Source organism: Arthrobacter sp. TMP15, from assembly GCF_039529835.1.
Classification (GTDB): Bacteria; Actinomycetota; Actinomycetes; order Actinomycetales; family Micrococcaceae; genus Specibacter.
On sequence record NZ_CP154262.1, the window covers coordinates 2743356 to 2767185 of the forward strand.

At 58.2% G+C, this 23830-nt stretch carries 23 protein-coding genes; 11 read left to right on the forward strand and 12 right to left on the reverse strand.

Annotated elements, in window-relative coordinates; translation table 11 throughout:
* Nucleotides 1–34 precede the first annotated feature (34 nt).
* The 6 genes from AAFM46_RS12255 to AAFM46_RS12280 all read right to left on the reverse strand — a co-directional run bounded on the left by AAFM46_RS12255 (nt 35) and on the right by AAFM46_RS12280 (nt 4758).
* On the reverse strand, nt 35–652 hold the full coding sequence (locus AAFM46_RS12255; RefSeq protein ID WP_343318057.1) for a TIGR03086 family metal-binding protein: 618 nt from the start codon (nt 650–652) through the stop codon (nt 35–37).
* A 71-nt stretch (nt 653–723) separates the two neighbouring features.
* Nucleotides 724–1863 carry a tRNA 2-thiouridine(34) synthase MnmA gene (mnmA, locus tag AAFM46_RS12260; RefSeq protein ID WP_343318058.1) on the reverse strand — a complete coding sequence of 380 codons (1140 nt, stop codon included), beginning with the start codon at nt 1861–1863 and terminating at the stop codon, nt 724–726.
* Between the two features lie 87 nt (nt 1864–1950).
* Complete coding sequence (locus AAFM46_RS12265) at nt 1951–3171, reverse strand: cysteine desulfurase family protein (RefSeq protein WP_343318059.1); 1221 nt, start codon at nt 3169–3171, stop codon at nt 1951–1953.
* 88 nt (nt 3172–3259) lie between these two features.
* Nucleotides 3260–3538, reverse strand: a complete 279-nt coding sequence (locus AAFM46_RS12270) for a hypothetical protein (protein WP_343318060.1) — start codon at nt 3536–3538, stop codon at nt 3260–3262.
* A 23-nt stretch (nt 3539–3561) separates the two neighbouring features.
* A complete protein-coding gene (locus AAFM46_RS12275; protein WP_343318061.1) occupies nt 3562–3903 on the reverse strand; it encodes a hypothetical protein in 342 nt (113 codons plus the stop codon).
* Between the two features lie 108 nt (nt 3904–4011).
* Entirely contained in the window at nt 4012–4758 is a 747-nt protein-coding gene (locus tag AAFM46_RS12280) for a transcriptional regulator (protein WP_343318063.1), read from the reverse strand.
* A gap of 131 nt (nt 4759–4889) precedes the next feature.
* Between AAFM46_RS12280 and folE the strand changes: the two genes are divergently transcribed.
* The 4 genes from folE (at nt 4890) to AAFM46_RS12300 (ending at nt 8741) form a co-directional block, all read left to right on the forward strand.
* Nucleotides 4890–5498 carry a GTP cyclohydrolase I gene (folE, locus tag AAFM46_RS12285; protein ID WP_343318064.1) on the forward strand — a complete coding sequence of 203 codons (609 nt, stop codon included), beginning with the start codon at nt 4890–4892 and terminating at the stop codon, nt 5496–5498.
* Between the two features lie 102 nt (nt 5499–5600).
* Nucleotides 5601–6881: an FAD-dependent oxidoreductase gene (locus AAFM46_RS12290; RefSeq protein WP_343318065.1), complete on the forward strand. Its 1281-nt coding sequence runs from the start codon at nt 5601–5603 to the stop codon at nt 6879–6881.
* Nucleotides 6881–7852 (forward strand): dihydropteroate synthase, encoded by a 972-nt coding sequence (gene folP / locus AAFM46_RS12295; protein WP_343318068.1) that lies wholly within the window; start codon nt 6881–6883, stop codon nt 7850–7852. Before AAFM46_RS12290 ends, folP begins: the two co-directional genes overlap by 1 nt.
* Before the next feature lie 70 nt (nt 7853–7922).
* Nucleotides 7923–8741 carry a pyrimidine reductase family protein gene (locus AAFM46_RS12300; protein ID WP_343318070.1) on the forward strand — a complete coding sequence of 273 codons (819 nt, stop codon included), beginning with the start codon at nt 7923–7925 and terminating at the stop codon, nt 8739–8741.
* Between the two features lie 54 nt (nt 8742–8795).
* Here the strand turns inward: AAFM46_RS12300 and AAFM46_RS12305 are convergent, their stop codons facing one another.
* On the reverse strand, nt 8796–9518 hold the full coding sequence (locus AAFM46_RS12305; RefSeq protein WP_343318071.1) for a hypothetical protein: 723 nt from the start codon (nt 9516–9518) through the stop codon (nt 8796–8798).
* Between the two features lie 171 nt (nt 9519–9689).
* Here AAFM46_RS12305 and AAFM46_RS12310 point away from each other — a divergent pair, with 171 nt between their 5' ends.
* The 3 genes from AAFM46_RS12310 (at nt 9690) to AAFM46_RS12320 (ending at nt 12182) form a co-directional block, all read left to right on the forward strand.
* Nucleotides 9690–10718: a DnaJ domain-containing protein gene (locus tag AAFM46_RS12310; RefSeq protein WP_343318074.1), complete on the forward strand. Its 1029-nt coding sequence runs from the start codon at nt 9690–9692 to the stop codon at nt 10716–10718.
* A gap of 105 nt (nt 10719–10823) precedes the next feature.
* Nucleotides 10824–11291 (forward strand): tRNA (cytidine(34)-2'-O)-methyltransferase, encoded by a 468-nt coding sequence (locus AAFM46_RS12315; protein ID WP_283528496.1) that lies wholly within the window; start codon nt 10824–10826, stop codon nt 11289–11291.
* An 87-nt stretch (nt 11292–11378) separates the two neighbouring features.
* Nucleotides 11379–12182 carry a methyltransferase domain-containing protein gene (locus AAFM46_RS12320; RefSeq protein WP_343318076.1) on the forward strand — a complete coding sequence of 268 codons (804 nt, stop codon included), beginning with the start codon at nt 11379–11381 and terminating at the stop codon, nt 12180–12182.
* Between the two features lie 126 nt (nt 12183–12308).
* Here AAFM46_RS12320 and AAFM46_RS12325 read toward each other — a convergent pair whose 3' ends face one another.
* On the reverse strand, nt 12309–13277 hold the full coding sequence (locus tag AAFM46_RS12325) for an electron transfer flavoprotein subunit alpha/FixB family protein (protein ID WP_343318077.1): 969 nt from the start codon (nt 13275–13277) through the stop codon (nt 12309–12311).
* Between the two features lie 10 nt (nt 13278–13287).
* Nucleotides 13288–14112: an electron transfer flavoprotein subunit beta/FixA family protein gene (locus tag AAFM46_RS12330; protein ID WP_283528503.1), complete on the reverse strand. Its 825-nt coding sequence runs from the start codon at nt 14110–14112 to the stop codon at nt 13288–13290.
* 248 nt (nt 14113–14360) lie between these two features.
* Between AAFM46_RS12330 and AAFM46_RS12335 the strand changes: the two genes are divergently transcribed.
* Nucleotides 14361–15083 (forward strand): ABC transporter ATP-binding protein, encoded by a 723-nt coding sequence (locus tag AAFM46_RS12335; protein ID WP_343318079.1) that lies wholly within the window; start codon nt 14361–14363, stop codon nt 15081–15083.
* On the forward strand, nt 15080–16429 hold the full coding sequence (locus tag AAFM46_RS12340; RefSeq protein WP_343318080.1) for a permease: 1350 nt from the start codon (nt 15080–15082) through the stop codon (nt 16427–16429). The genes AAFM46_RS12335 and AAFM46_RS12340 overlap by 4 nt, the downstream gene beginning before the upstream one ends.
* A 101-nt stretch (nt 16430–16530) precedes the next feature.
* Here AAFM46_RS12340 and AAFM46_RS12345 read toward each other — a convergent pair whose 3' ends face one another.
* Nucleotides 16531–18141, reverse strand: a complete 1611-nt coding sequence (locus tag AAFM46_RS12345; protein WP_343318081.1) for a trypsin-like peptidase domain-containing protein — start codon at nt 18139–18141, stop codon at nt 16531–16533.
* A gap of 252 nt (nt 18142–18393) precedes the next feature.
* A complete protein-coding gene (locus AAFM46_RS12350; RefSeq protein ID WP_343320324.1) occupies nt 18394–19548 on the reverse strand; it encodes an IS1249 family transposase in 1155 nt (384 codons plus the stop codon).
* 153 nt (nt 19549–19701) lie between these two features.
* On the opposite strand from AAFM46_RS12350, the gene AAFM46_RS12355 reads away from it, so the two are divergent.
* Both AAFM46_RS12355 and AAFM46_RS12360 read left to right on the forward strand, forming a co-directional pair.
* Nucleotides 19702–21726, forward strand: coding sequence for a TPM domain-containing protein (locus AAFM46_RS12355; protein WP_343318083.1), 2025 nt, complete (start codon nt 19702–19704; stop codon nt 21724–21726).
* A gap of 212 nt (nt 21727–21938) precedes the next feature.
* Entirely contained in the window at nt 21939–22715 is a 777-nt protein-coding gene (locus AAFM46_RS12360) for a PspA/IM30 family protein (RefSeq protein WP_283528514.1), read from the forward strand.
* Nucleotides 22716–22792: 77 nt separating this feature from the next.
* On the opposite strand, the gene AAFM46_RS12365 is transcribed toward AAFM46_RS12360, so the two are convergent.
* Nucleotides 22793–23644 carry an aldo/keto reductase gene (locus tag AAFM46_RS12365; protein ID WP_283528516.1) on the reverse strand — a complete coding sequence of 284 codons (852 nt, stop codon included), beginning with the start codon at nt 23642–23644 and terminating at the stop codon, nt 22793–22795.
* Nucleotides 23645–23830: the final 186 nt, after the last annotated feature.

Here is a 23830-nt window from a genome sequence, read left to right on the forward strand (position 1 = left end):
AGATTGCATCAAATCCAAAGTTGCAACCAGAAGGTTACCTAAGCGAGGCTGCACGCGGTCCGGCTTTAAAGTACGGACTGCGACCAAACCAGCCTGCGAGCCTTGCATAAGGGTCGGCTGCGACGGGGACTCGAACCTCCGGCCCAATTCCTCTCTCAACGTCTCGGTACTCTGGTTTGAGCATCCGCTGGGCCCACGCGAGCGACTGATCGGCAAGGACAGGGTCTAAAATGATGGGCACACCTGTAGCTTTCACCAGGTCCCAGGCATGGACGGTAAATTCGGATATTTGCAGGCCAATACGGCTGCGCAAGGGTGCTTCTCCGCCACCCGGCAAAGCCACTTGGGCGCTGAGGTCGGCGCTAGACCAAGCCCGCATTAGCAGTGAGGCTCCATCGCTAAAACGCGTGGACCAATCGGCGCCGAACATTGCTTCGGGGTTTGGTGGGTCAACGTTGTGCCCGCGAGCCATGATGGTGAATTTGTGCAGGTCCTGCACCACAAGGTGGTGCAGGAGATCCTGAACACTCCAATCAACGCATGGAGTAGGCCAGTCTGCCTGGTTTGAGGAGATGGCGCTGATGGTTTCGGCGCACTGATTAAGCGCACTTTCCAAAAATTGCAGCGGGTTGGGAATTGTATGCGGGGGCATTGTGTAAACCTTCCGTGTGGCAAGTCACCTTTTAAGGGAAGCTTACGCCAGCACCACAAGCGCCCGGAGCGCTACGGCAATTGCGGCCGTGCCAATGACCTCGCCGTGTCGATAGTTGCCTGCCCCAACACCCGTGTTCCCTGGTACAGCACGATCGTCTGACCCGGCGCCACACCGCGTAACGGCTCGACCAAGGTGACATCCAGGACTTGGCGGGACACGCCGTCGTCCATCACTTCAGTGACAAAAGCGCGGGCAGGCACGGGGTCGCCATGCGCACGGACCTGGGCGTAACAATCGAATTCGGCGCCAGTGGCGACCTCGGCAATGGGCAGCCCGGCCCAAGAAACCTTGATTCCTTGGATCGCCTCAATGGCCAGCAACGCATGTGGGCCCACAATAACTTTATTTTCCTTGGGCCGGATTTCAAGCACAAAGCGAGGCTTGCCATCAGCGGCGGGGGTGCCGAGTTTAAGCCCGCGACGCTGGCCTACGGTGAACTGGTTGGAGCCGGTGTGGCCGCCAACCTTGGCACCACTTTCATCAACAACATCACCGTCGCTCATTTCAATTTTTTCAGCCAACCATCCGGCGGTGTCCCCATCTGGAATGAAGCAAATGTCATGGCTGTCAGGCTTCTTCGCCACTGACAAACCACGGGCCTCGGCTTCGGCGCGCACCTCTGCCTTGGAGGGGGTATCGGCAAGCGGGAACATGGAGTGTTTAAGTTGCTCATGGGTCAGCACACCGAGCACATAGCTCTGGTCCTTAGCCCAATCTGCGGCGCGGTGGAGTTCCGGGCTCCCGTCGGCGTTGGTGATGACCTTGGCATAGTGGCCGGTGCAAACGGCGTCGAAGCCCAGCGCTATGGCCTTTTCCAGCAGAGCAGCGAACTTGATCCGTTCATTGCAGCGCATGCAGGGATTGGGGGTACGCCCGGCGGTGTACTCGTCGATGAAGTCCTGAACCACATCCTCCTTGAAGCGCTCGGAGAAGTCCCAGACGTAATAGGGAATGCCCAACAGGTCGCAGGCACGCCACGCATCATTGGAGTCCTCCACAGTGCAACAACCTCGACTGCCGGTCCGCAAGGTGCCCGGCATCCGTGAGAGGGCCAGGTGGACGCCCACCACGTCATGCCCGGCATCTACGGCCCGGGCTGCGGCTACGGCGGAGTCAACCCCGCCACTCATGGCTGCCAATACTCGCATTACATACCTTTCCATTGGTGCAAAAAAATCAAATCAATTTGGTACAGCTGCCGTTGTTGGTGCAGCAGGTGTGATTACCGGTTTTAATTACTGTGTGCTGGCGGTTTGGATGGAGGATTGATGCCCAGCCATCCCGGCCGTTTTTGCTCGCGCATGGGCGTCTGGCAGAGCCGCCACAAAGGCGTCAACGTCTCCCGGGCACGATGTATGCCCCAAACTAAAGCGTTGTGCCCCACGGGCCGTATTCTCATCCAAACCCATGGCCAGGAGTACGTGGGAGGGTCGAGGCACCCCGGCTGTGCAGGCCGAGCCGGTGGAGGATTCTATCCCGGCCATATCGAGTAGGAACAGTAGCGAATCTCCCTCGCAGCCGGGGAAAGTGAAATGCGCGTTTCCCGGGAGCCGCTGAGCCGGGTCATCCATCGGGTCAGGGCCGCGGAGCACCGCCTCCGGAACGGCTGCACGGACAGCGGATATGATTCGGTCGCGAAGTCCGCCAATGCGCGCGTTTTCTGTTTCCAAGTTGCTGGTGACGTCTTGGGCTGCTGCCGCGAAGGCCGCTATACCGGCCGTATCCAGCGTGCCGGAGCGAACCGAGCGTTCCTGTCCCCCGCCGTGCTGGACAGCTGTCAGTTTCACGGCACGGCCCAGCAGCAACGCGCCAACACCAACAGGGCCACCAATTTTGTGGCCACTGATGGACATGGCGGCCAGGCCTGAGTCCTTGAAGTTCACAGCGATGGAGCCGAAAGCCTGGACGGCGTCCGAATGAACGGGGATGCCATATTTCTTTGCGAGCGCCACAATCTCGGCAATCGGCTGAACAGTGCCAACCTCATTGTTGGCCCACATGCAGGTAAGCAGCGCAACCGAGTCCGCACCGCCGCGGTCCAGCTCCTTTTCCAAGGCATCCATCAGGATCCTGCCATTGCTATCCACGGGTAGCCAGACGGCGTGAGCACCCTCATGCGCAGCTAGCCACTCCACGGTGTCCTGGACGGCTGCATGTTCCACGCTTGAGACAAGAATACGAGTGCGCTGCGGTTCGGCGCCGTTACGTGCCCAATACAAACCCTTGACAGCAAGGTTGTCAGCCTCGGTGCCACCGGAGGTGAAGATCACCTCCGTGGGGTGGGCGCCGGCAGCCTTGGCGATGGTTTCCCGGGCGGCTTCGACGGTTGCACGGGCGCGGCGGCCGGAGCCATGCAGTGATGACGGATTGCCGCTACGGGCAATAACGGAGGTGAGTGCGGCGAGGGCAGGGGCCGAGATAGGCGTGGTCGCCGCGTGATCAAGGTACACGGGCACAGAGCAATTCTACGCCACGAGGCCGATACCAGTTTCCGCGGCGTTGTACCCTTACCCTTTGTTCCTCGAAGGGCAATCATGTGGACTTTTATTGCTGTGAACCGTTGATGGTGTCTGCTTTGAACCCCAGGCTCGTAGCGGCCCCCACCTCTAGTGCCTCCAAATCCGGTGACGTGATGATCGCCGCGATGAGCTCTGCTGTACCGCCCACCAGGGTGGAGTCAAAGTCGATCTCCGTGGCCGTGCACCAGGACCTATCCGCTGGCCAAGCCAGGTTGGCGGTTTGAAAGTTAGAGCCACCATCGCCGTCAAGCCACGTATCGAACCACGGCGGGCTGGCCAAATCACCGCTCGTGCCGTGAAACACAAAATACTGCCGCAGTCCGTGAGCTACATTGAGCTTCCCAGCTTTGGCACAAGGAACTCCTTCGGTGACACCAGGGTCAAATCCACCCCATTGATCACCACCGATTTGTAAAGGCCGGTCCGTGCCATCGAGTGGAACTGCACCTCGGGATGAACAAGCGTTTTCTTTTCCGCAGCAACATCAGCCCACCGCAGAACCGGTGTTTGGCCCACGTTGACTCTGTGCAGGATCCGGGCATAAGCCTGGAAATGCTCGGGAAGGGTTGCCGCGACGGTGCCAATCCACTGTTCATAGCGTTCCTTGTTCAGGTACCGCTCCAAAGCGTCAGCGATCCACTGGCCGGTGCTTCCATCAACCTGTTCCATGGGCTCACCCTACAGGCGCCCGTGGACTCAACTAACCCTGGCGATTCCATGGTTCCAGAGCGCATCCATTACCTCTGTGGTGGGCGCCGCACTCTAAGCCGCCGCACTCTAAGCCCTGGGAACGAGCCGGGCACAGCAGTGAGAGATTTCTGCATCTGGCGCCAGGTCGTGACAGGTGTCCGCGCATCCCTCTAGAGCGCCGCTGAGCAGCGAGCCGTTGAGTGAGCAGACAACGTTGGTATGAGCTTTGGACAGGCTATGAAACGGGCAGTTGGCCATGATGGTGCCGCCGGCACCGTCGGGCTCGGGGCTGTATCCCGTGGCGGCCAGTAATTGATGGATATTGCCGGATTCAGCCCCTAAACGGCGACCCTCCTCGAAGGCAACTTCTACCAGGGCTGCAGCAATACCGATCCCTGTATCAATGCAGTGCTGGACAGCTGCAGCAAGCACGCCTGCGGCAAGATCATAGTGCCGCGGCGGAACGGAGGCGCTAACCTCGTTCTGCGCCACTGTGTACAGCTTGGTGGGCCGTCCCGAACCTGGCCCGGTCTTAGCGCCCACTTTGCGAAACTCTACGAGTAGCAAGTGCTCATCCACCAACCGGTCAAGGTGCGCACGGATGGTGCTCTTGGGTAGTTCCAGCTGCTCCGCGCAGTCATCGCGGCTAAGAGCTTCTCCGGAATCGCGCACCAGCTCAAACACTGTTCTGCGAATAGGGTCCCCCAGTGATGCCACGGCTTGCAGGCGCTGCGCGTCGTCAAGCTTGGCCCTTGTGGTGTTGGCGCTTGTGGTGTTGGCGCCAAGATGCTTGGCTGTGTGGAGAGTGGAGGGGGTTTGCTCCGCGTTGTTCATGACCGCTGGCCTTGTGCTCTCTTGCCAGTGCATGCTCCGCTGCATGGCAGGTTAAGTATTGTTTGGACTTACTTGACGCTTTGAGTCTGCGCTTCTAAAGTCAATAATACAAGCTTTAGAAAGGTTTGGAAATGTCCATCTCCAGTGCTTCCCTCCCAGATCTGCTCACTTACGACGATGCCGAGTCGTTGGTGGGCCCATCTTCCATTGATCTGCCGCGTGCTCAGGCCGCCATTGCCGAATTCCTGCGGGCACTGGGCCGTGATGAAACCGATCCTCACCTCTTGGACACTCCCCGCCGGGTGGCAGCCGCCTACGCAGAAATGCTGACCCCTCGCGAAACAACATGGACCACATTTCCCAATGACGACGGATACCAAGGTCTAGTGCTGGTGAAGGACATTCCCTTCCATTCATTGTGCCAGCACCACTTGCTGCCGTTCCGGGGTGTGGCTCATGTGGGCTACCTGCCAGGGGATCGTCTTTTTGGCCTGTCCAAGATGGCCCGCGGTGTTGAGCTCTTCTCCCGGGATCTGCAGGTCCAAGAACGACTCACCCAGCAGGTGGCAGACTGGCTCGAGGACACCTTGGCGCCCCGCGGAGTAGGCGTAGTCATGGAGGCGGAGCACATGTGCATGTCGTTGCGCGGGGTGCAAACCTCCGGCACCACCACCCGCACATCGGTTTTCACTGGTTTGTTATCCCAGGGCGGGCCATTGCGCGGGCAGTTCCCGCAGTAATGCTTTTCTGGCCACTGGCAGATGCGGGGCTGGTTTAAGAGCATTAGTTTTCACCAAGTTTTATCTAAGAGACATAAATTTCCACCGGAAAGAGTTTCGATCATGACCACCTCACCCAGCACCTCATCCCCCACCGATTCAGCCACCGATTCCCCCACCCCGAATGCGGGTATGGTGATCATCGGCGGTGGCCTCACAGCGGCCACCGCTGCGGAAACGCTGCGGAAAGAAGGCTATGCCGGTGCTGTGACAATCGTGGCGGACGAACCGGAAACCCCCTACCAGCGTCCGCCGCTTTCCAAGGGTTTCCTGGCCGGCAAAGAGGACGCTGACTCGTTGCTGCCGCTTCCCGCCAGCTGGTATCCCGAACACAATGTCACGCTTCTGAAAGGAACTGCAGCAACTGCACTGGATCCCCAGGCGCACACCGTCACCCTCGCCGATGGAACTACGCTTGCCTATGACAAAGTGCTTCTGGCAACAGGGGCCGCACCGCGTCATATCCCCTTCCCTGGCGTTGACCTCAAGGGTGTTTACACGTTCAGAACCAAGGCAGACAGCGTTGCCGTGAAAGAGCTGTTCACTGCCGGAAACAAGAATGTAGTAATGATTGGCTCAGGCTGGATTGGCATGGAAATTGCCGCCACAGCAACAGAACTCGGCAACCATGTGGCATTGCTTGGTCTGGAAGATGTTCCACTATCAACTGCCATTGGCTCCACGTTGGGTGCTGTCTTCACCAACAGGCAAAAGGAAGCCGGCGTCCGCTTTGAACTGCCTGCCACCGCGGAGAAAATTCAAGGCAGTGACGGTGCCGTGACCTCAGTTCTGACCAACACAGGTGTGACGCTGCCAGCTGACATTGTCATTGTGGCTGTGGGCGTGGTCCCCAACACAGGGTTGGCCAAGGACGCCGGATTAACAATCAATAACGGGATCGAGGTCACAGCCAGCCTGCAAACTTCCGCAGCGGATGTATTTGCCGCAGGCGATGTGGCCAACTCCCTGCACCCGGTCACCGGAGCCTACGCCCGCTCCGAGCACTGGGCCAACGCCATTGCCAGTGGCAAAGTTGCGGCAAAATCAATGCTGGGTCAGAACGCCGTCCTTGACGACATCCCCTACTTCTATACTGATCAGTTTGATTTGGGCATGGAGTATTCCGGCTTTGGAGCCCTGACCAAGGATGCCGAACTCGTCATCCGCGGGAGCTTGGAAAAGCGCGAGTTTGTTGCTTTCTGGCTACTTGAAGGCCGCGTTGTTGCCGGCATGAACGTAAACGTTTGGGATGTCCAGGATGCCATCAAGGACCTCATCATCTCAGCGCGCACGGTGAACAAAGTCCAGCTGGCTGATGAACACACTGCTATTGAGGACATTTGATGGCAACTACGAGGACCTCCGCAACGCCGGAAGCCCCCGCAACAGCAGCGCCGTTTTATACCCCGGAGCTCTTGCATCCCATCCATCAATTTGGACCACGCACCATCGATTTCAGTCGGCAGGTGGCCCTGATGGCCATCATCAACCGCACCCCTGATTCCTTCTACGACGGCGGGACCACGTTTGCGTTGGATGCCGCGGTTAACGCTTCGCTTGCGGCGGTGCGAGACGGAGCCGATTGGGTTGATATTGGCGGCGTTCCCTTTGCTCCCGGGCCTGCTTTGAGTGCTGAGGAAGAAAGTGAGCGAGTGGTTCCGGTGATTGCTGCCGTGGCGGCGGCAAGTGATGTGATCATTTCAGTTGACACGTTTTTGCCTGAAGTGGCTGCCCGCAGTATTGCGGCAGGCGCCAACGTCATTAACGACACCACCGGTCTCTCCAACCCGGAGCTGGCATCGGTGGTGGCAGAATCTGGCGCACATTTAGTCATCACCCATTCACTGGCCAAGCCGCGTACCGTGTACCCGCGGCCGTACTACAACGACGTTGTTAGTGAGGTTGCGGCGTTCTTAGCCGAGCGGGTTGAGCTTGCCCTTTCGTTGGGTGTCCCTGCCGAGAAGATCATCATTGACCCCGGCCATGACCTCAATAAGAACACCCTGCACACCCTTGAGATTACGCGCCGCTTCAACGAAATCGCCGCTTTAGGATTTCCGGCTCTGGCCGCCGTGTCCAACAAAGATTTCATCGGCGAAAGTCTCAACCAAGCAAAGACGGAGCGCCTTGAAGGCTCCTTGGCTGCTGGCGTCATTTGCATTTTAGGTGGCGCAAGGATTCTACGAATGCACAATGTTGCTGCGGCCAGCTCAGCCATCGGCATGACCGAAACAATTTTGGGTTGGCGGGAACCGGCGTATCTTCTGCACAATATGGGCGAGGCCAATCAGCCGGCCCGCCCGATCGCCCAGTAGCCAAGTAGCCAAATAGCCAAATAGCCAAATAGCCAAATAGCAAAGTAGCCAAGTCACTAAGGAGATTTTCATGATTGAGCGGATCTTCCCCACCCCCTCGATTCTCTCCGGAGCAGATCTGGAGCAGGAACTGCTCGCGCCACCTCCGGAAGGACGCCTGCGTGGCAAACCATGGGTGAGCTTTAACTTTATTGCCAGTATTGATGGTGCCGCTTCCATGGATGGCGTCTCAGGGAAACTGGGAAATGCGTGGGACCAACGTATTTTTTCATTGTTACGGCAAACCGCGGATGTTATTTTGGTGGGTGCTCAAACCATCAGGGTAGAAGGTTATGGCGGTCAATTGCTGAGCGAGTCGGCACAAAAGTGGCGTGCGGAGAACTGGCTCTCGGAGCACCCACCCTTGGCGATTGTTTCTGGTTCTCTAAATTTGAATCCCGGTCTTGAAGTGTTCACCAGGGCACCCGTTCGCCCGTTGGTTTTGACACTTGAGTCTGCCCCGCAAGAAAGCAAAAGCGCCCTGTCCAAGGTGGCCGATCTGGTCATGGTGGGCAAGGATACCCTCGAGGTGGAACTGATCATTTCTGCACTTGCCGAGCGAGGATTTAAAAAGATCCACTCCGAGGGCGGACCGACTCTGCTCAATACCTTCGCTAAAGCCGGAAAAGTGGATGAGCTTTCCTTGACTGTCTCTCCGCTCCTGGTGGGCGGGTCAGCCGGGCGAATCGCGCACGGGGCCGACCGGGATTCTGATACTAGCGGCGAAGGCGGTGTGCCTAAAAGTCAACCCGTGGCAAGCGCTGATATGACGTTGACAAGGGTTCTCAAAGCTGACTCAATGCTGTTCCTGCGCTACGTAAGCCACAACTCGCAGCCCCCGGCTTCTTAGCATCAAGCTGCGGCGAACCAGCTTTAGCCGCCAGTGAACTCCCCGGCGCGCCGGCTAGTTCGACGGCGGGGCAACCGACAATTTTGCCATCACCTTGGGTGTGGTGGCTGCCAACAATTCATCTGTTGGACAGGCCAAGCTCACCAACAAAGAGGTATCAGCACTTCCCAGCATGCGCCCCCATACAGTGCTTGCCATAACATCTTTGCCAGCTTTGGTGCCGAAGGACAAGAAGGAAATCAGCGGTCCTGCTTTTCCTGCCTCGGCCACCCAGGGCAGCAGCGCCTCCGGCAAGGATTCTTCCATCACCGATGGAATGAGGTATTTCATTAACTCAAGTGTGGAGGATTTGTCATCACCGTGAGTGATCAGAGGGCCCTGGTTGGTAGCGATCCAATACGCTACTTGGCAGCCCGCAGCGTTGGTATATTGGGTCTGGCCGGCCACGTTGTTCTTCACCAGATTCCACTCAGGCGGCCCCGGTGTCTGCGAATACTCCTGGGGTGGCTGGCCCAGCACGTCACTAAAACCAACCGGCACGCCGGGGACAAGCGTTTTGCCTGCTTCGAAAGTCATTGGCGCGCCAGCCACAGCGGCAGCGTCATGCCCGGGAACAATAGTTGGCGGAGCGTAGCTGGTAGGTGCAGCTGAGGGTGCAATGCTGGGAGGAGACTGGGACGGAACCGAAATACTGCACCCGGTCAGCGCCGCAATCATCAGAAAGACTACTCCTGTAGCCGCAAGCGTTTGCTTCTTCGGCCCCTTTGGTTGATCCACAGGATCCACTGTACAGATCCCGCCCCATCCTCAGCCACATCTCAAGTCACCGCCGCCCCAGAGCAGAGACACCAGAGCAGCGGCCCGGGGAGACAGCACCATGGAGGGGAACAAAGCGCTTCTGCGGCTAGACTGAACTCTTGGCAAAACAGGGCTAGCGAAAGGCCACCCGTGGGCGAGACGTTCCTTACGCACTATCAAGTTCTCGGTCTTGCACGTTCTGCCACGGAGCAAGAGATCAAGATCGCGTACCGCAAAGCAGCCAAGACTGCCCACCCCGACAGGGGCGGTGCCCCTGAACTCTTTCATAAAATTGCAGAAGCCTACGAGGTCCTCTCTGACCCTGTCCGCAGACAGGCGTATGACAGGTCCTACGGTTCACCAAGCCGCCCGGGTACTTCGGCAGGTGCCAGCACGCGAACCGGCTCATACGGCGCTCCAGGAACGGAGGGCTCTTCCGTGCGTGAAGGAACTGCTGCCGGTGCGGCTAACAGTTTTGGGGCTTTCAATACCCGCCGCGCCCCTGAAACACGACGCACGGCCGGTGACCCTGCCGTTTATATCCCCGCCTACGAGGAGCCCTCAAGCGGTTCAGTAGAGAATTCAGCACAGCAGCAAACTCCGCTGATGCCACGGATGACTGCGGCGCAACCTGTCCACGGTGCACCGCGAAAACGTGGCGTCTTTGGTGCGGCGTCGCGACTGGCCCGGGAAGCGCGGACTGCCCAGCTCATAATGCAGCAGGTCCTGCCGGGCATCCCGGCCGCAAGGCTCATCAACGGTCTCAGTGCTCCCATGGGCAGTGGCTATCTGGATCATGTTTTGGTTTCGGGGTACCGAATCGCGATCATTGGTTCAATGCTGGTGCCCGACGGCGCCTTCCGCTGGGACGGGAGCATGCTGGTCCATGGCGGCAAGGTTGCAGCACCGCCACAACTGATCCCCGCCACACGCAAGATGCAAGAACTCTTCCCCGAATGCAATGTCACAGCCTGGGTCTGTGTGCACAGCAAGACGGGAAACCTGTTCGAACCGGTTATTGATTACGCCAAGGGCACTGACCCAGATGGTTCAAACACGCTCAATGTGGCTAACGCTGCCCGTTTTGTGCGTGAGGTCAAGCATTTCTTAGCCTCAGGGCCTTCTCCCAACGTGGTTGATTTACACGTTCTGGACAGGCTCCTGGGCGGCATGTACTAGAGCAGGCATCCTGAGCCCGCCTCTGCGCAACGGGCCAAAATTCAAATGAGCCCCCTCGCGTCCTTCTGGTTACAACCGGCTAGTGCCTGGCGGTAGGATAAAACAGTGTTTCGCATCCTTTTCCTGACCCCTGAGATCCCTGGCAACACCGGAAATGCCATCCGGTTGGCCGCCATCACTGGTGCCGAGCTGCACCTTGTCGAACCCTTGGGCTTTGACTTCTCTGACGCTAAATTGCGAAGAGCCGGACTTGATTATCACGATCTTGCGGTGATGAGAGTTCACCCCAGTCTCGAAGCGGCGTGGGCCGCGCTGGCTCCCGAACGGGTCTTTGCGTTCACTGCCGATGGCGAGAGAAGCTACACAGAGATTGCCTACCAGCCCGGAGATGTGCTGATGTTTGGCCGCGAATCCGAGGGGCTGCCAGCTGAAGTGAAACAGGATCCGCACGTCACCGCCAGAGTACGGCTGCCCATGCTTCCCTCATTACGTTCCCTGAACCTGGCCAATGCAGCCTCGATCGCAGTTTTTGAGGCGTGGCGCCAAAACAACTTCGCCGGCGCACAGCGCTAAGCCGAAATTTGTTGGCGGCCCGCAACTATAGCTTTCGGGCCATAACTCAAGGCTCATTAGAATTTATTTCATCAATTGGAGGCATGCATGTCCGCTCGCGATCCTGGCTTGGCGTTCACCGACGGTGCACTGCAATTTGAGGCGTGGTCAGAGAAACTCTGGGATCCGATGGGCCGGGGCGTGGTTACTGAAGCCATGTTGCAGCCGGGTGAGAAAGTTTTGGATGCTTGCTGCGGCACAGGTGCGGCCACCATTCCTGCCGCGTTGGCCGTGGGCCCCGAAGGTAGTGTGGACGGCGTTGACCTTTCCACCGGTCTGCTGCGCATTGCCGCTGCCAACCTGGCCGAGAATGGCATCCTGAACACAACCTTGACGGAAGCAGACGTCACAGCATGGCGCGGACACCGCACCTTTGACGCTGTCCTGTGCTCCTACAGCATGTTCTTCTTTGCCGACATGGAGGCAGGAGTGGAGCATTTGGCTTCAATGTTGCGTCCCGGCGGGCGCCTCGTGACAAGCACGTGGATTGAGGGCGCCTTGGAACCGTTCGCCACACGCATCTTTGAAGCTGCCATCAAGGAACGTCCACGCCTGGCCAACGTGGTTCCACTGGCAAACCAAAACATGGCACGCGTGGCCACCGTGGAATCACTAACCACGTGGCTTGGAGCGCGCGGCTTCGAAGACGTGTCAGTATCCACACATCCCCTCACACTGACAGTTGATGACGCCATGGCCTGGAACCTTGTCATGGGCAGCGGCTGGCGGACTTTCCTGCCCCGGGATCCTGAGGCAATCGCCAGGGTTCGCCGCGAGTTCATCCAATCAGTGGGCCCGCGCATTGAAATGAACTCCGACGCCATGATCGCCACGGCATCGGTCCCCCGCTAAGAAATCTTGGACACACAAGAAATTTTGGGCACATAAGAAACTGCCGTGGTCAAACGTTTTAGCGTCTGACCACGGCAGTTGTGGTGTTGGCTAGTTAACCTAGCTACACACTGCGCACTTCACCGGTTATGCCCTGCGCTTTTTAATCTCTGCAACGGCTTGCGGCAGGACCTGGAACAAATCGCCCACAATGCCGAAATCCGCAATCTCAAAAATCGGAGATTCCGAGTCCTTGTTAACAGCCACGATGAGCTTGGACGTCTGCATTCCGGCCTTTTGCTGGATGGCCCCTGAAATTCCAACAGAAATGTACAGCGCAGGAGCAACCTTCTTGCCTGTCTGACCCACCTGGGAGGCGTGCGAGATCCAGCCTGCATCAGTAGCTGCACGTGAGGCACCCACAGCAGCTCCAAGGACATCCGCCAGCTCTTCAATGGGGGTGAAGTCACCATCAACGCCGCGGCCCCCAGCCACAATAATGCGGGCATCTTCAAGTTCGGGCCGTCCCGAAGCCGGTCGCGGTGTCCGTGCTGTCACTCGGGCACTCAGACTCGCCGGGGCAAAAGCCACGTTTACCACCTCAACGGCGGGCACGCTCGCCTCTGGGGCCGGGTTCGCTTCAACCGCGTGCGCCTTAACAGTGAAGACACCGAGCGCTGAAGTAGCCCGCGCCTGCACACTATAGGACCCGGCAAGGACAGACTTGTGCGCAACGAAGGCTTCGCCGTCGTACATCAGGGACACGGCGTCGGTAATGACACCGGCGTTCAGTGTGACACCGGTGCGGGCGGCGATTTCCTTTCCGGCAGCACTGTTATCAAGGAGTACGGCGCTGGCGCTGACAGCAGCGGCGGCCTGCGCCACAAGATCTGCTTTGGGGGCAACCAGGAACTCGCCCAGCTCGGCTTGCTCCGAGTGCAGCACCCGCTGTACTCCATAGGCGCCCAGCTCCGCCAACACCTCGGCTCCAACCGGACCGGCCACAACAGCCACTGGTTCACCGGCGCCACGAGCCAAGGTCAGAAGCTGCGCGACAGTGTTTGAAAGCTTGCCCGGGACATCGAGCTGATCAATGTAAACAACAATTGCAGTCATGAATGGTTCCTTAGATCAGTTTCGCAGCGGCCAGGAAGTCAACCAATTGGATACCGGCATCGCCTGAGTCAGTGATGATAGTGCCGGCCGTGCGGGCGGGGCGTTCTGCTGCCGAGGTGACCTGGGTCAATGACCCGGCATGTCCGACGGCGGATGGTGCCAACCCCAGGTCAGCCAGGGACACTGTTGTCACCTTCTTTTTCTTCGCAGCGATGATGCCCTTGAAGTTGGGGTAACGCGGCTCGTTGGCTTGATCTGTCACCGAAACTAGCGCAGGCAACACGGCCTGGATCTCTTCTGAGAAGTCATCGCCGTCACGGCGGGCTGTGACGGTATTGCCCGTAACATCCAGTGCCGAGGCGAAGGTGATCTGGGCCAGGCCCAGACGGGCTGCCAGCTGAGCCGGGATGATGGAGGTTTCCCCGTCGGTTGAGGCCATACCGGTGATCACGAGGTCTACCGGGCCAAGAGATTTGATGGCCGCAGCCAAAGCCAGTGAGGTGGCTGAGGCATCGGAGCCTGCGAGCGCTTCGTCGCTGACATGCAAACCCTCCGTTGCACCAATCTGCAACGACTTCTTGACGGCTACGGCGGCGGAGGCCGGGCCAAGTGTCAGAGCCGTGACGGTGTTCCCGCCCTTGGCGCCGCCCCGGGCATCGGTCAAAGCCAATGCCGCTTCAAGTGCGTATTCATCCAATTCTGACAGGATGCTCTCACCACGGTCGATGCTGTGGTCCTCACCTGTGAGGTGTCGATCAAACTGTGCATCTGGCACATATTTGACCAGTACGACAATGTTCAGTGCTGAATTTTCCACTGCTGTCCTTTGTGTCATGGACGATTGGTTACCCTGCACTCTTCCCCTTGGCGGGGTTGGATGCAGCGGGTTCGTCCTTGGCCTACCTGACCAGCTTAGTTCGAACAGGCCCAGAGCCAGAATCCCTGGGCATAATTCTTCACCCGCAGTAGCCCTTAACACTTGGCTTCGAGGCGTCCTGCCTCCTCCCTCGGGTTGAGAAAGCCGCCAACACTTCCCACCCCTGGCCCGATGCAGCAGCCAGCGTCTAAGCACAAACTTAAAACATGACTTCAACACTTTCTTCACCCCTTCTGAGCGCACGCTCACTATCCAAACGCTATGGCGGCGGGATCGCCTTGAACAAAGTGGACCTTGACATTGTTTTAGGCGAGTCGGTGGCCATCATGGGTGCCTCAGGTTCCGGCAAGACGACTCTTCTGCACGCCCTTGCCGGCATCACCACCCCCGATGCCGGCACCGTGACCTACGCGGGCACAAACGTCACAGCACTCAGCGAGAGAGGACGCTCACAGCTGCGCCGAGAAGCCTTTGGTTTCGTTTTCCAATCAGGGCTGCTCATTCCCGAACTGACAGCCGTTGAAAATGTGGCTTTGGCACTCATGCTCAACGGGATCTCCCGCCGCGAGGCAGAAGCGCAGGCGGCCGGTTGGCTGGCTGCGCTTGGTCTGGCAGGCATGGAAACCCGGCGTATTGGCGAGCTCTCAGGCGGGCAAGCCCAGCGTGTTGCCATCGCCCGGGCACAGGTGACCGAGGCACGCGTTGTCTTTGCTGACGAGCCCACCGGCGCCCTTGACTCCCACACCTCCGCGGATGTCATGTCAGCTCTTTTGAGCGCCACGACCGGCCGCGGCAACACACTTATTCTTGTCACCCACGATTCCACCGTTGCCTCGCGATGTGCCCGCACCTTGTTTATGCGCGACGGCGTCCTCTCCCTCACACCGTTATCTCACCCAACCCCTGTGCTGGCAGCGAATCAGGCGTGAAAAAGATCCGTACAACGTTCTCGATTCCGTGGATGCTCTCCCGACCCGCTCCTGGAAACAAGGCTGTGGTAGCCCTGCCGGCAGTGGCCTTTGCTCTTGTCACGGCGCTGTCGTTGATAGTGCTGGCCGGGGCGTTGAGCTTTTTCACATTCCCTGCAGTTGGCGTTAGCACGGACACAGTCGGCATCTACCAGATATTGGCGCTGGTGGCTTTGGCCCTTTTGGTGTTGCCGCTGTTAACCCTGGGCGGGTCAGCAGCACGCCTGTCGGCCCGGCGCCGCGATGAGCGGCTCTCAACTTTGCGCCTGCTCGGCGGAACACCGTCACTGGTCGGTGCCATGGCCCTTATGGAATCCACGGCAGTGGCCACACTAGGTATCTGTGCCGGAGTCATCGTTTATGTAGCTGCTGTGCCCGTTGTTGCCCTCATCCCTTTCCAAGGTCAGGGCCTTGGTCTTGCTCAACTCTGGCTGAGCCCCGTTGTGGTTCTCTCCACGGGAGCGGCTTTGGTGTGGCTTGCCGCCATCAGCGCTGCCATCGGCTTGCGCCAAGTTGTTCTTTCTCCGCTGGGGGTACGCACCAGGGCGAAGGCGCCCGCAGTGCACTGGGTGAGATTCGCTCTGGGTGCCGGCGCCGCCGTCGTACTGTATGTGGGGATGGCCACCATGACTGCCAGCGGATCGGTTGCCGTGATGGTCCTGATCATCTGCGCCAGCTTTGCCGGTGGGTTGGCGTTGCTGAACCTGATGGGTCCCATGGTGCTCAGGTGGCTGGCGGGATGGAGCCTGCGTAAAGCAGCTACCCCTGCCAGACTTTTGGCGGCCCGAATCATTCTTGAGTCCCCCAAAGCCGCGTGGCGGCAGGTCAGCTCGCTGTCGATGACAAGTTTCATAGCAGTAGTGGCCGGTACGGCACTGGCTCTTCTCAGCTCCGCGAATATCGAAGGCACCGCATCAGATCTGAACCTGGTCAATGACATGCGCACAGGGGTGTTAATTATCGTAGTGGCCTCATTCCTGCTGGTTGCCTGCAGTGCCGGGTTAAACCAGGCGGCAGCCATCTTGGACAGGGCCGATCTCTATGTCAGCCTTGACCGGCTTGGCATGCCCCGTACTGTCATGGACGCGGCTCGTAAACGAGCGGTGCTCTCCCCCGTACGAATTGTCACTGTTGGCTCTGCAGTCTTGGCGGCCATGCTGTTGTTTCCATTGACGGGCATGGCCGCGATCATCGCACCCTTGTCGCTGCTAATCATTGCTGCCGTGCTGGCCTCCGGTATTGGGTTGGTGTGGTTGAGTCTGGCAGCGTCCGCTCCGGTGTTGACCAAGGTTCTGCGGCAGGCTTAGCCGCAAGTGGCAACTAAGGAGTCCCTCTGCACAAGACCCAGGTTTGGGCCTTGCGCAGAGGGACTCCTCTAGTACCGGTGTGCCCGCTAGCTGGCCGGCATTTAGCTAGCCGGCATTGTGTCAAGGGTAATGTCCACTGACTGCGCCTTGCCGTTGCGGATGAAGTCCATTTTCACTGTGGCTCCACCGGCTTGTTCGCGAACAGCGGCCGTCAGGTCCGCTGGGTCGCTGATGGCGCGGTTGCCCAATTGAGTAATGACATCGCCCTTGTTCAACCCGGCCTTGGCGGCTGCGCTTCCGGCCGTCACATCCGCCACTGTGGCGCCGGTAGAGAACGCGCTCTTGGCTCCGGTAGAGGAGGTCCCGCCTACCGAAACTCCGAGCTGGCCGTGAGTGGCTGCGCCCGTTTTGATTATGTCCTGAGCAACCCGCTGGGCATGATCAATTGGGATGGAAAAGCCCACCCCAATGTTGCCGCTTTGGCCGCTGGATCCTGATGAGCTAGAGGTTGAGGCAATAGCCACATTCACACCAACAACCTGGCCCTGCGCATTCACTAAGGCCCCACCGGAGTTACCCGGGTTGATGGCCGCATCCGTTTGAATCACATTCAAATTCACTGTGCCTTGGCCTGCTGCGGGCTCCTGCCCACCCCCTGGAGGGGAGAACCGGAACCCATTGCCGCCGTCGGAGGGGTCCTTAGAGGTATCGCTGGGTGTTTTCGGCACAGCCGAGGAGGCCACCTGGATGGTGCGGTTCAGCGTAGAAACAATACCGTCGGTAACAGTGCCGTTCAAGCCCAGCGGAGAACCGATAGCGATCACTGTGTCACCAACGTTGATCTTGCTCGACTTGCCCAGCGTGGCAGGCACAAGGTTCGGTGCATCAATCTTCACCACGGCAAGATCAGACAGCGGGTCGGTGCCCACAATGGTGGCCGGATAAACTTTGTTGTCGCTCATTTGCACTTCAATAGTTGCGTGCGCGGCTGCCCCGTCAAGGGTCACAACGTGGGTGTTGGTGAGGATATGACCCTCCGTGTCCAAAATGATGCCCGAGCCTGTGCCGCCCGAGGAACCGCTCGTGGCAGAAATGGTTACCACTGAAGGCATCGCTTTAGCCGCTGCCGCGGAAACTTCATTCACCGATGTGGGGTTATTGATCACCAAAGGTGAACTCTGCTGGCTCGAACCGGCCACGGTGGTGTTGTTCTGCTGGTCCACCAAGAGCACCGAGCCGCCACCCACAAGACCGCCGATCAGGGCTGCCGCCAGGACTCCGCCGGCAAACATTCCCATGCCAACTTTTTTTCGTTCTTTGGGATGGGCTGTGACGGCTGGGGCCAGGGTGTGTGGGTATGCGTTCGACGCCGGGTACCCCGGTCCTGCCTGTCCACCGGGTTGCTGATGCTGGGTGGGCTGCTCAGGGTGGTTGGCTTGGCCGGGATATCGCGGCTGCTCCGAATAGCTGGGATAGCCGGGTTGGCCCTGTTGGCCAGCATACGGCTGGTGCTGGTAGGTAAAATCGTTGGGGATCGGCGCCGTCTCTGCAGGGTTCGACAATGCAGGAGTGGCTCCGAGGGGAGGCGTGGCCGTTTGGGACTCATGCGATGTCTGGGGAGCGTCCGTGGCAGCAGACATGCCAAGACCGTGATCCGCGTGCTTGGCCTGTTCCTCGCTGGGGGTGGTGTCTTCACCGTTGTTCTGTGACATCAGCTTTCCCTTCATTGAAATCTCATGTGATGAATTGTTTCTTGAGTTTCATCATCTCGGCTGTGGCTGGTGCCTTGACGAACGTTGGCTGGAAGGCAGCTGTGAAGGTTCCTCAGCTTCCATTATCTCCTACACCTGGCGCTAGTGGCGTTGTTCGCTGAATGCAAAATTCAGGACCCTACCTCCAAGCTTGGCAATAGCATGGGCCATAGTATGGGTTAGCGGCCAAAATGTGTGTACAGCCCGGGCGTGTCAGTGGCTTCTTCCGCCCCATCCTTGTTGAATTCCATTGCCGTCTTCTGGGCTGAAGGCTGTGTCGTAGAGGGCAGGGCCGATGGGCTCGTGAACCATTTGTCGTTTCTTCTTTTTTGGTTGCCAGTGGTGGGCCTTCACTAGGTCCCAGGGATCTTTAGGGGCCTCGGTGTGGTGGTAGAGGTACCAGTCCACGGCTCGTTTGGCATGATCATCGCTAAGACCTCGATGGTCCCGAAGAAGGTGCTTCAAGCCAGCATTGATCCCACCCTCGAGCGGGCTCGTTGTCCTAGGGAGTTTCTGGTCTTCGGTGGCGTGGGTGAGCCAAGTAAACAGATGATCGTTCTGCAGGACTGTGGCTAGTGTTCCACGGGCTTGGCGCAGACGAAGATGCGTGAACCACCAGTTCTGGTTTGCCCGCACGTGTGAGGGCCTTTCACCGTTCTTCTTCGCGTAGGTGCGGTCCTTCAAGAACTTCTCCCAGCGTGCTTCCCAGGACGCGAACTCACCGACCCACACAGCGGCTTGATCCAGGGACTGGATCGGTGTTAAAGCCTTCGCTAGGGCCAGTAATTCCTTGCCAGCATCGAGTTTCGGACGCATCGTGAGGTGGGTACGGATGTTCTGTTGAATATGAAACAAACACCGCTGCACTCTTGTTTCTGGCCAGTGCTGACCCAACGCACTCTCGAGGCCTTTGTGCCCGTCGATGACGACCATGGCAGGGGCCGGGAGTTGCTTGAGTAACGCTGACCAGGAAGCATGTTTTTCCCGATCGCACCACTGCCAGCCAACAACGTGATCACCGGTGTAAGCAATGAGCACGCACCAGCCGTTGAAGTACGTTCCATCGAGGATGAGCACCGGGTGAATTTCCCCGGTCACAGGGGCTTGTGGGGCCACGTTCCAACACCAAGCACTCTGTCTCCGAAAGGTCCGTGATGAGCTGGCATGGGCGTCCTGACGGGTCTTGCCAGTGATCCATGACTGGAAAGCGGCGAACTCTGCTTTCTTGCTGATATCAACCCTGGATTGAGTACTGGAAGCACCACAGGATTTACACCGCCACCGGGTTTTACCTGCACTGGTCGAACCGTTCTTCACAAGCTTCTGAGCACATACACCACAACGGGGGTGGTTCTTGGGAACTGTCACCATACATGCTTTCAAAGCATGTACAAGGCCCTGCATCCCATATGATTACTGGTCAAAAGCCACTTTGCATACACACATTATGACCGCTAACCCCATAGTATCGTTTGGAGTATTAAGCTCGAACTCCCCAGGGCCCCACATCAAAGGTGAGCGATGTTTGCAAAAATAAAGCTGTTGTCCCCCATTCTGGCCGTGCTGGCCCTCATGGCCCTCATGCTGGGCCCGGTCGGGTTTGCACAAGCTGAACCACCGGTGAGCATTGCCGGGGGCACCTACATTGTTGATAACTCCAATGTTCTTGGCGGCCAAAAGGCGGATGTCCAAGCAGCCATCGACACGTTGGGCAAAGACCACGGGTTGACGTTCTTTGTGGTCTATGTCGACTCCTTTGACGGCCTCAGCGGTGTGGATTGGGGAACCCAGGTTGCCCAGAGTAAACACTTGGGTACCAATGATGCACTGCTGGTGGTTGCCACCCAGGACAAGGCATACGCACTTCTAGCTGATAAGTCAGTCATCCCGGATAGCAAAAACCAAAATATCCAAACCAAAGTGATCAAACCCCAGCTTGCCGAAGGCAACTGGGCCGCGGCAGCTATCGACGCTGCCGCCGCATTGGGCGATGCAGCGGGCGGCGGAAAAGGCAATGTTCCTGACCCGACGGGAGGTTTCATCGCTCTGGGTGTTGGTGGAGTCATTGTTGCCGGTGGCGCCGGAACAGCCCTGTATTTGTGCAACAAACGCAAGAAATCTGCGGCAGAGGCCACAGCCAAGGGTTATGGAGCTGACGGTTCTCCGCTTGATCCCAACGCCGGCATGAGCATTTCGGAGCTACGCTCCAAGGCCGGATCATTGTTGATCGCCGCTGATGACGCCATCAACACCAGTGAACATGAGATTGGTTTTGCCCAGGCGTCGTACGGGATTGCAGCCATCAAGCCGTTCCAAGCCGCACTGGATGACGCCAAAAAACATCTCTCCGAATCCTTCAAACTCCAACAACAACTAGATGATGAAATTCCTGACAGTATCGAAGAGCAACGCACGTGGCTTGGTGAAATCATTAAGCGAAGTGAAGATGCCAACGCCGCCCTCGAAGCCGAAAAGGCTGCCTTTGATGAGTTGCGTGAACTGGAGCGCACTGCCCCGGAAGTCTTGGCCGCTATCCGCGCTCAAGTTGCCACGGCACAAAATGCCGTGGCTGAAACTGAGCACAAGCTACTGACACTGACTTCGCAATACTCGGATGCTGCGTTGAGACCCGTCCGTGAGAATGTGGCTGAGGCCAAGGAGCGCCTTGACTTTGTGGAGACCGCGGCCGCTGATGCCGACTCCAAGCTAGCGGCTTCTGACACCGCAGGAGCGGCCCTGTCAGTGAAGGCGGCGCAGGAGAGCCTGCTGCAGTGCACGGTGCTGGTGGAGGCCGTTACTAAGACTGAAAGTGCCATTGGCGAGGCTGCAACAACGTTGACAACGGCCCTCCCGGACGCGTTGGCTGACTTGGCGCAGGCAAAATCCATGGTGGCCTCAGATCGGTTTGCCCGCTACGCACCAACCGTCCAAGGCGCCGAAGCGCAGCTCGATGACGTGCGTATGAGTGCAGCAGCAAAGAAACCTGATCCTGTCGCTGAATTAGCTGCCGTGCAACAAGCGCATGGACAGCTGGATGAACTACTGACAGGCATTCGTGACCAACAACAGCAGGCACTACGGGCCCAGGCATCATTGCAACAAGCTATTGCTGGTGCGCAGGCCACCATTTCCACTGCAAAGGACTTTATCGCAGCCCGTCGTGGCGGGGTACGATCGGCCGCCAGAACCCGCTTATCTGAAGCCGAGCGGAACTTTGACTACGCAGTTTCCATTGCCGAAACTGATCCGAGCAATGCCCTGAACTATGCACAGCAGGCACAACAGTTGGCACAGCAAGCCATCAATTACGCACAAGATGATGTCGATAGCTTCGGGGGCACAGGCGGTCCTATGGGTGGCGGCCGCGGTTCCATGGGCGGCGGCATGGGCGGTGCCATCCTCGGTGGCATCATCGGTGGCCTGCTCTCCGGCGGCGGGGGTGGAGGCGGCTTCGGCGGGGGCGGCTTTGGCGGAGGTGGCGGCGGTGGCTTCGGTGGAGGTGGCGGCGGTGGCGGTGGCTTCGGCGGAAGCGGCGGAAACTTCTAACCCGCCCCCGACGGTAAGGATGGAGTGCAGGTCATGAGATTGCACTGGTCATTGCACTGGTCATTGCACAGGTCATTGCACAGCAAATTGCACTGAGAGGTGCCTAAAGGGAAGAATCGGAACAGGTGCTCTAGACTCGCCTGACGAGGACCACCTTGGTAGCAGCTATTGAGTTTTCATTTGATACAACCAGCAAACATAAGGGGTAAAGAATGGCAAAGCAATCAATTTTTGGTCGGATGGCGCAGCTGGCGAAGGCCAATATCAATGCGCTATTGGACCAGGCCGAGGACCCGCAGAAGATGCTTGACCAGATGGTGCGGGATTACAAAGCCAACATCAACGAGGCTCAATCAGCGGTTGCCCAGACCATTGGCAACCTGCGCATGCTTGAAGACGACTACAACGAGGACATCAAGGCAGCTTCGGACTGGGGCTCAAAAGCTCTTGCGGCCAGCCGAAAAGCAGATGAATTCCGTAACGCCGGTGACGCAAGCGACGCGCAGAAGTTTGACAATTTGGCCAAAGTTGCCCTGCAGCGTCAGATCTCAGCAGAAAATGAAGCCCGCTCCGCTGAACCCAACATTGCCGCCCAGAATGATGTTGTGGAAAAGCTCAAGACTGGACTTGCGCAGATGGACGTCAAGCTCAATGAGCTCGCTAGCAAGCGCAACGAGCTCATTGCCCGTTCCAAGACTGCCGCTGCCCAGACCCAGGTCCATGATGCGCTCAAGAGCATTGACATCATGGACTCCACCAGCGAGGTGAGCCGCTTCGAAGAAAAGATCCGTCGCGAAGAAGCCAAGGTGCGCGGACAGAACGAGCTCGCTGCTTCTAGTCTGGACGCCCAGTTCAACTCTTTGGAGGATTTAGGCGAACAAACTGAGGTGGAGGCCCGGCTTGCGGCCCTGAAGTCAGGCGGAGCTCCATCACAATCAGCAATTACCGCTCCATCCACAGTGGATGAAGACGAATTCGAGAACTTGTAAGAGAAGATCCACAACGAACGGGTGCACTGCCTTTGCTGAAGGCAGCGCACCCGTTCGTTCTTACATCTGTTCTGTTTTTACATCTGTGTGAACGCTGCCACGGCAGGGTCGGCACCGATGCGTTCACCGCTCTCGAGAGCAGAAATCCGGCCTAGATCTTCGGCACTGAGTTGAATTCCGGTGGCCGCCAAGTTCTCGCTCATGCGTTCTGGCGTGACAGTTTTCGGAATCACAATATTTCCCAGTCCCAAATGCCAGGCAAGCACAACCTGGGCGGGTGTGGCACCGTATGTGGCCGCTAGCTCGCTCACCACCGGGTTCTCGAGATCCTTGCCTTGGCCAAGGGGACTATACGCTTCCACAGCAATGTCCAGGTGCCTGCACTTTTGTGCCAGTTCACTCTGGTGGAATGTTGGGTGCGCTTCAATTTGATTCACCGCGGGGATTACCGTGGAGTTAGCCAGTAGCTCATCCAAGTGCTCCGGCAGGAAATTTGAAACACCAATCGCGCGGATCACCCCTTGTGCGTAGAGCGATTCCATTTCCTTCCACGCTTGCGTGAACAAACCCTGTGAGGGCACCGGCCAGTGGATCAAGTACAAATCAATCCAGTCCACGCCGAGGGCCTTGCGGCTGGCTTCGAAGGCAGCACGCGGGCTGCCTTGATCCCCGTTACGGAGCTTGGTGGTGATGAAGATTTCTTCGCGTGCCAGTCCCGATTCGGCAATGGCGGCACCCACCCCGGATTCATTGCCATATGCAGCTGCTGTGTCGATATGGCGGTAGCCGGCAGCCAATGCCTGCCCAACTGCCACACGCGTTTCTTCGGGCGGAATCTGGAAAACGCCAAACCCAAGCTGCGGAATGGTCACGCCATTGTTCAATGTCAGCTCTGGAACTGCCGCTGGTGAGGTTTTGGACTCGGTCATGAAAATTGGTTCCTTTCATTCGCTCCGCCGTTGAGGGCGGTTTCCCCTAGCCTAGGCTCATCACAGCATTGACGCACATTGAAAGTCGCCAAAATTCCTCCGAACTAAAACTGCCACGCTGGCGTTGTACGCCATGGGTGTAGGGTCTGCCGGCACGTATAAACACGGCTGCAAATACCACGTATG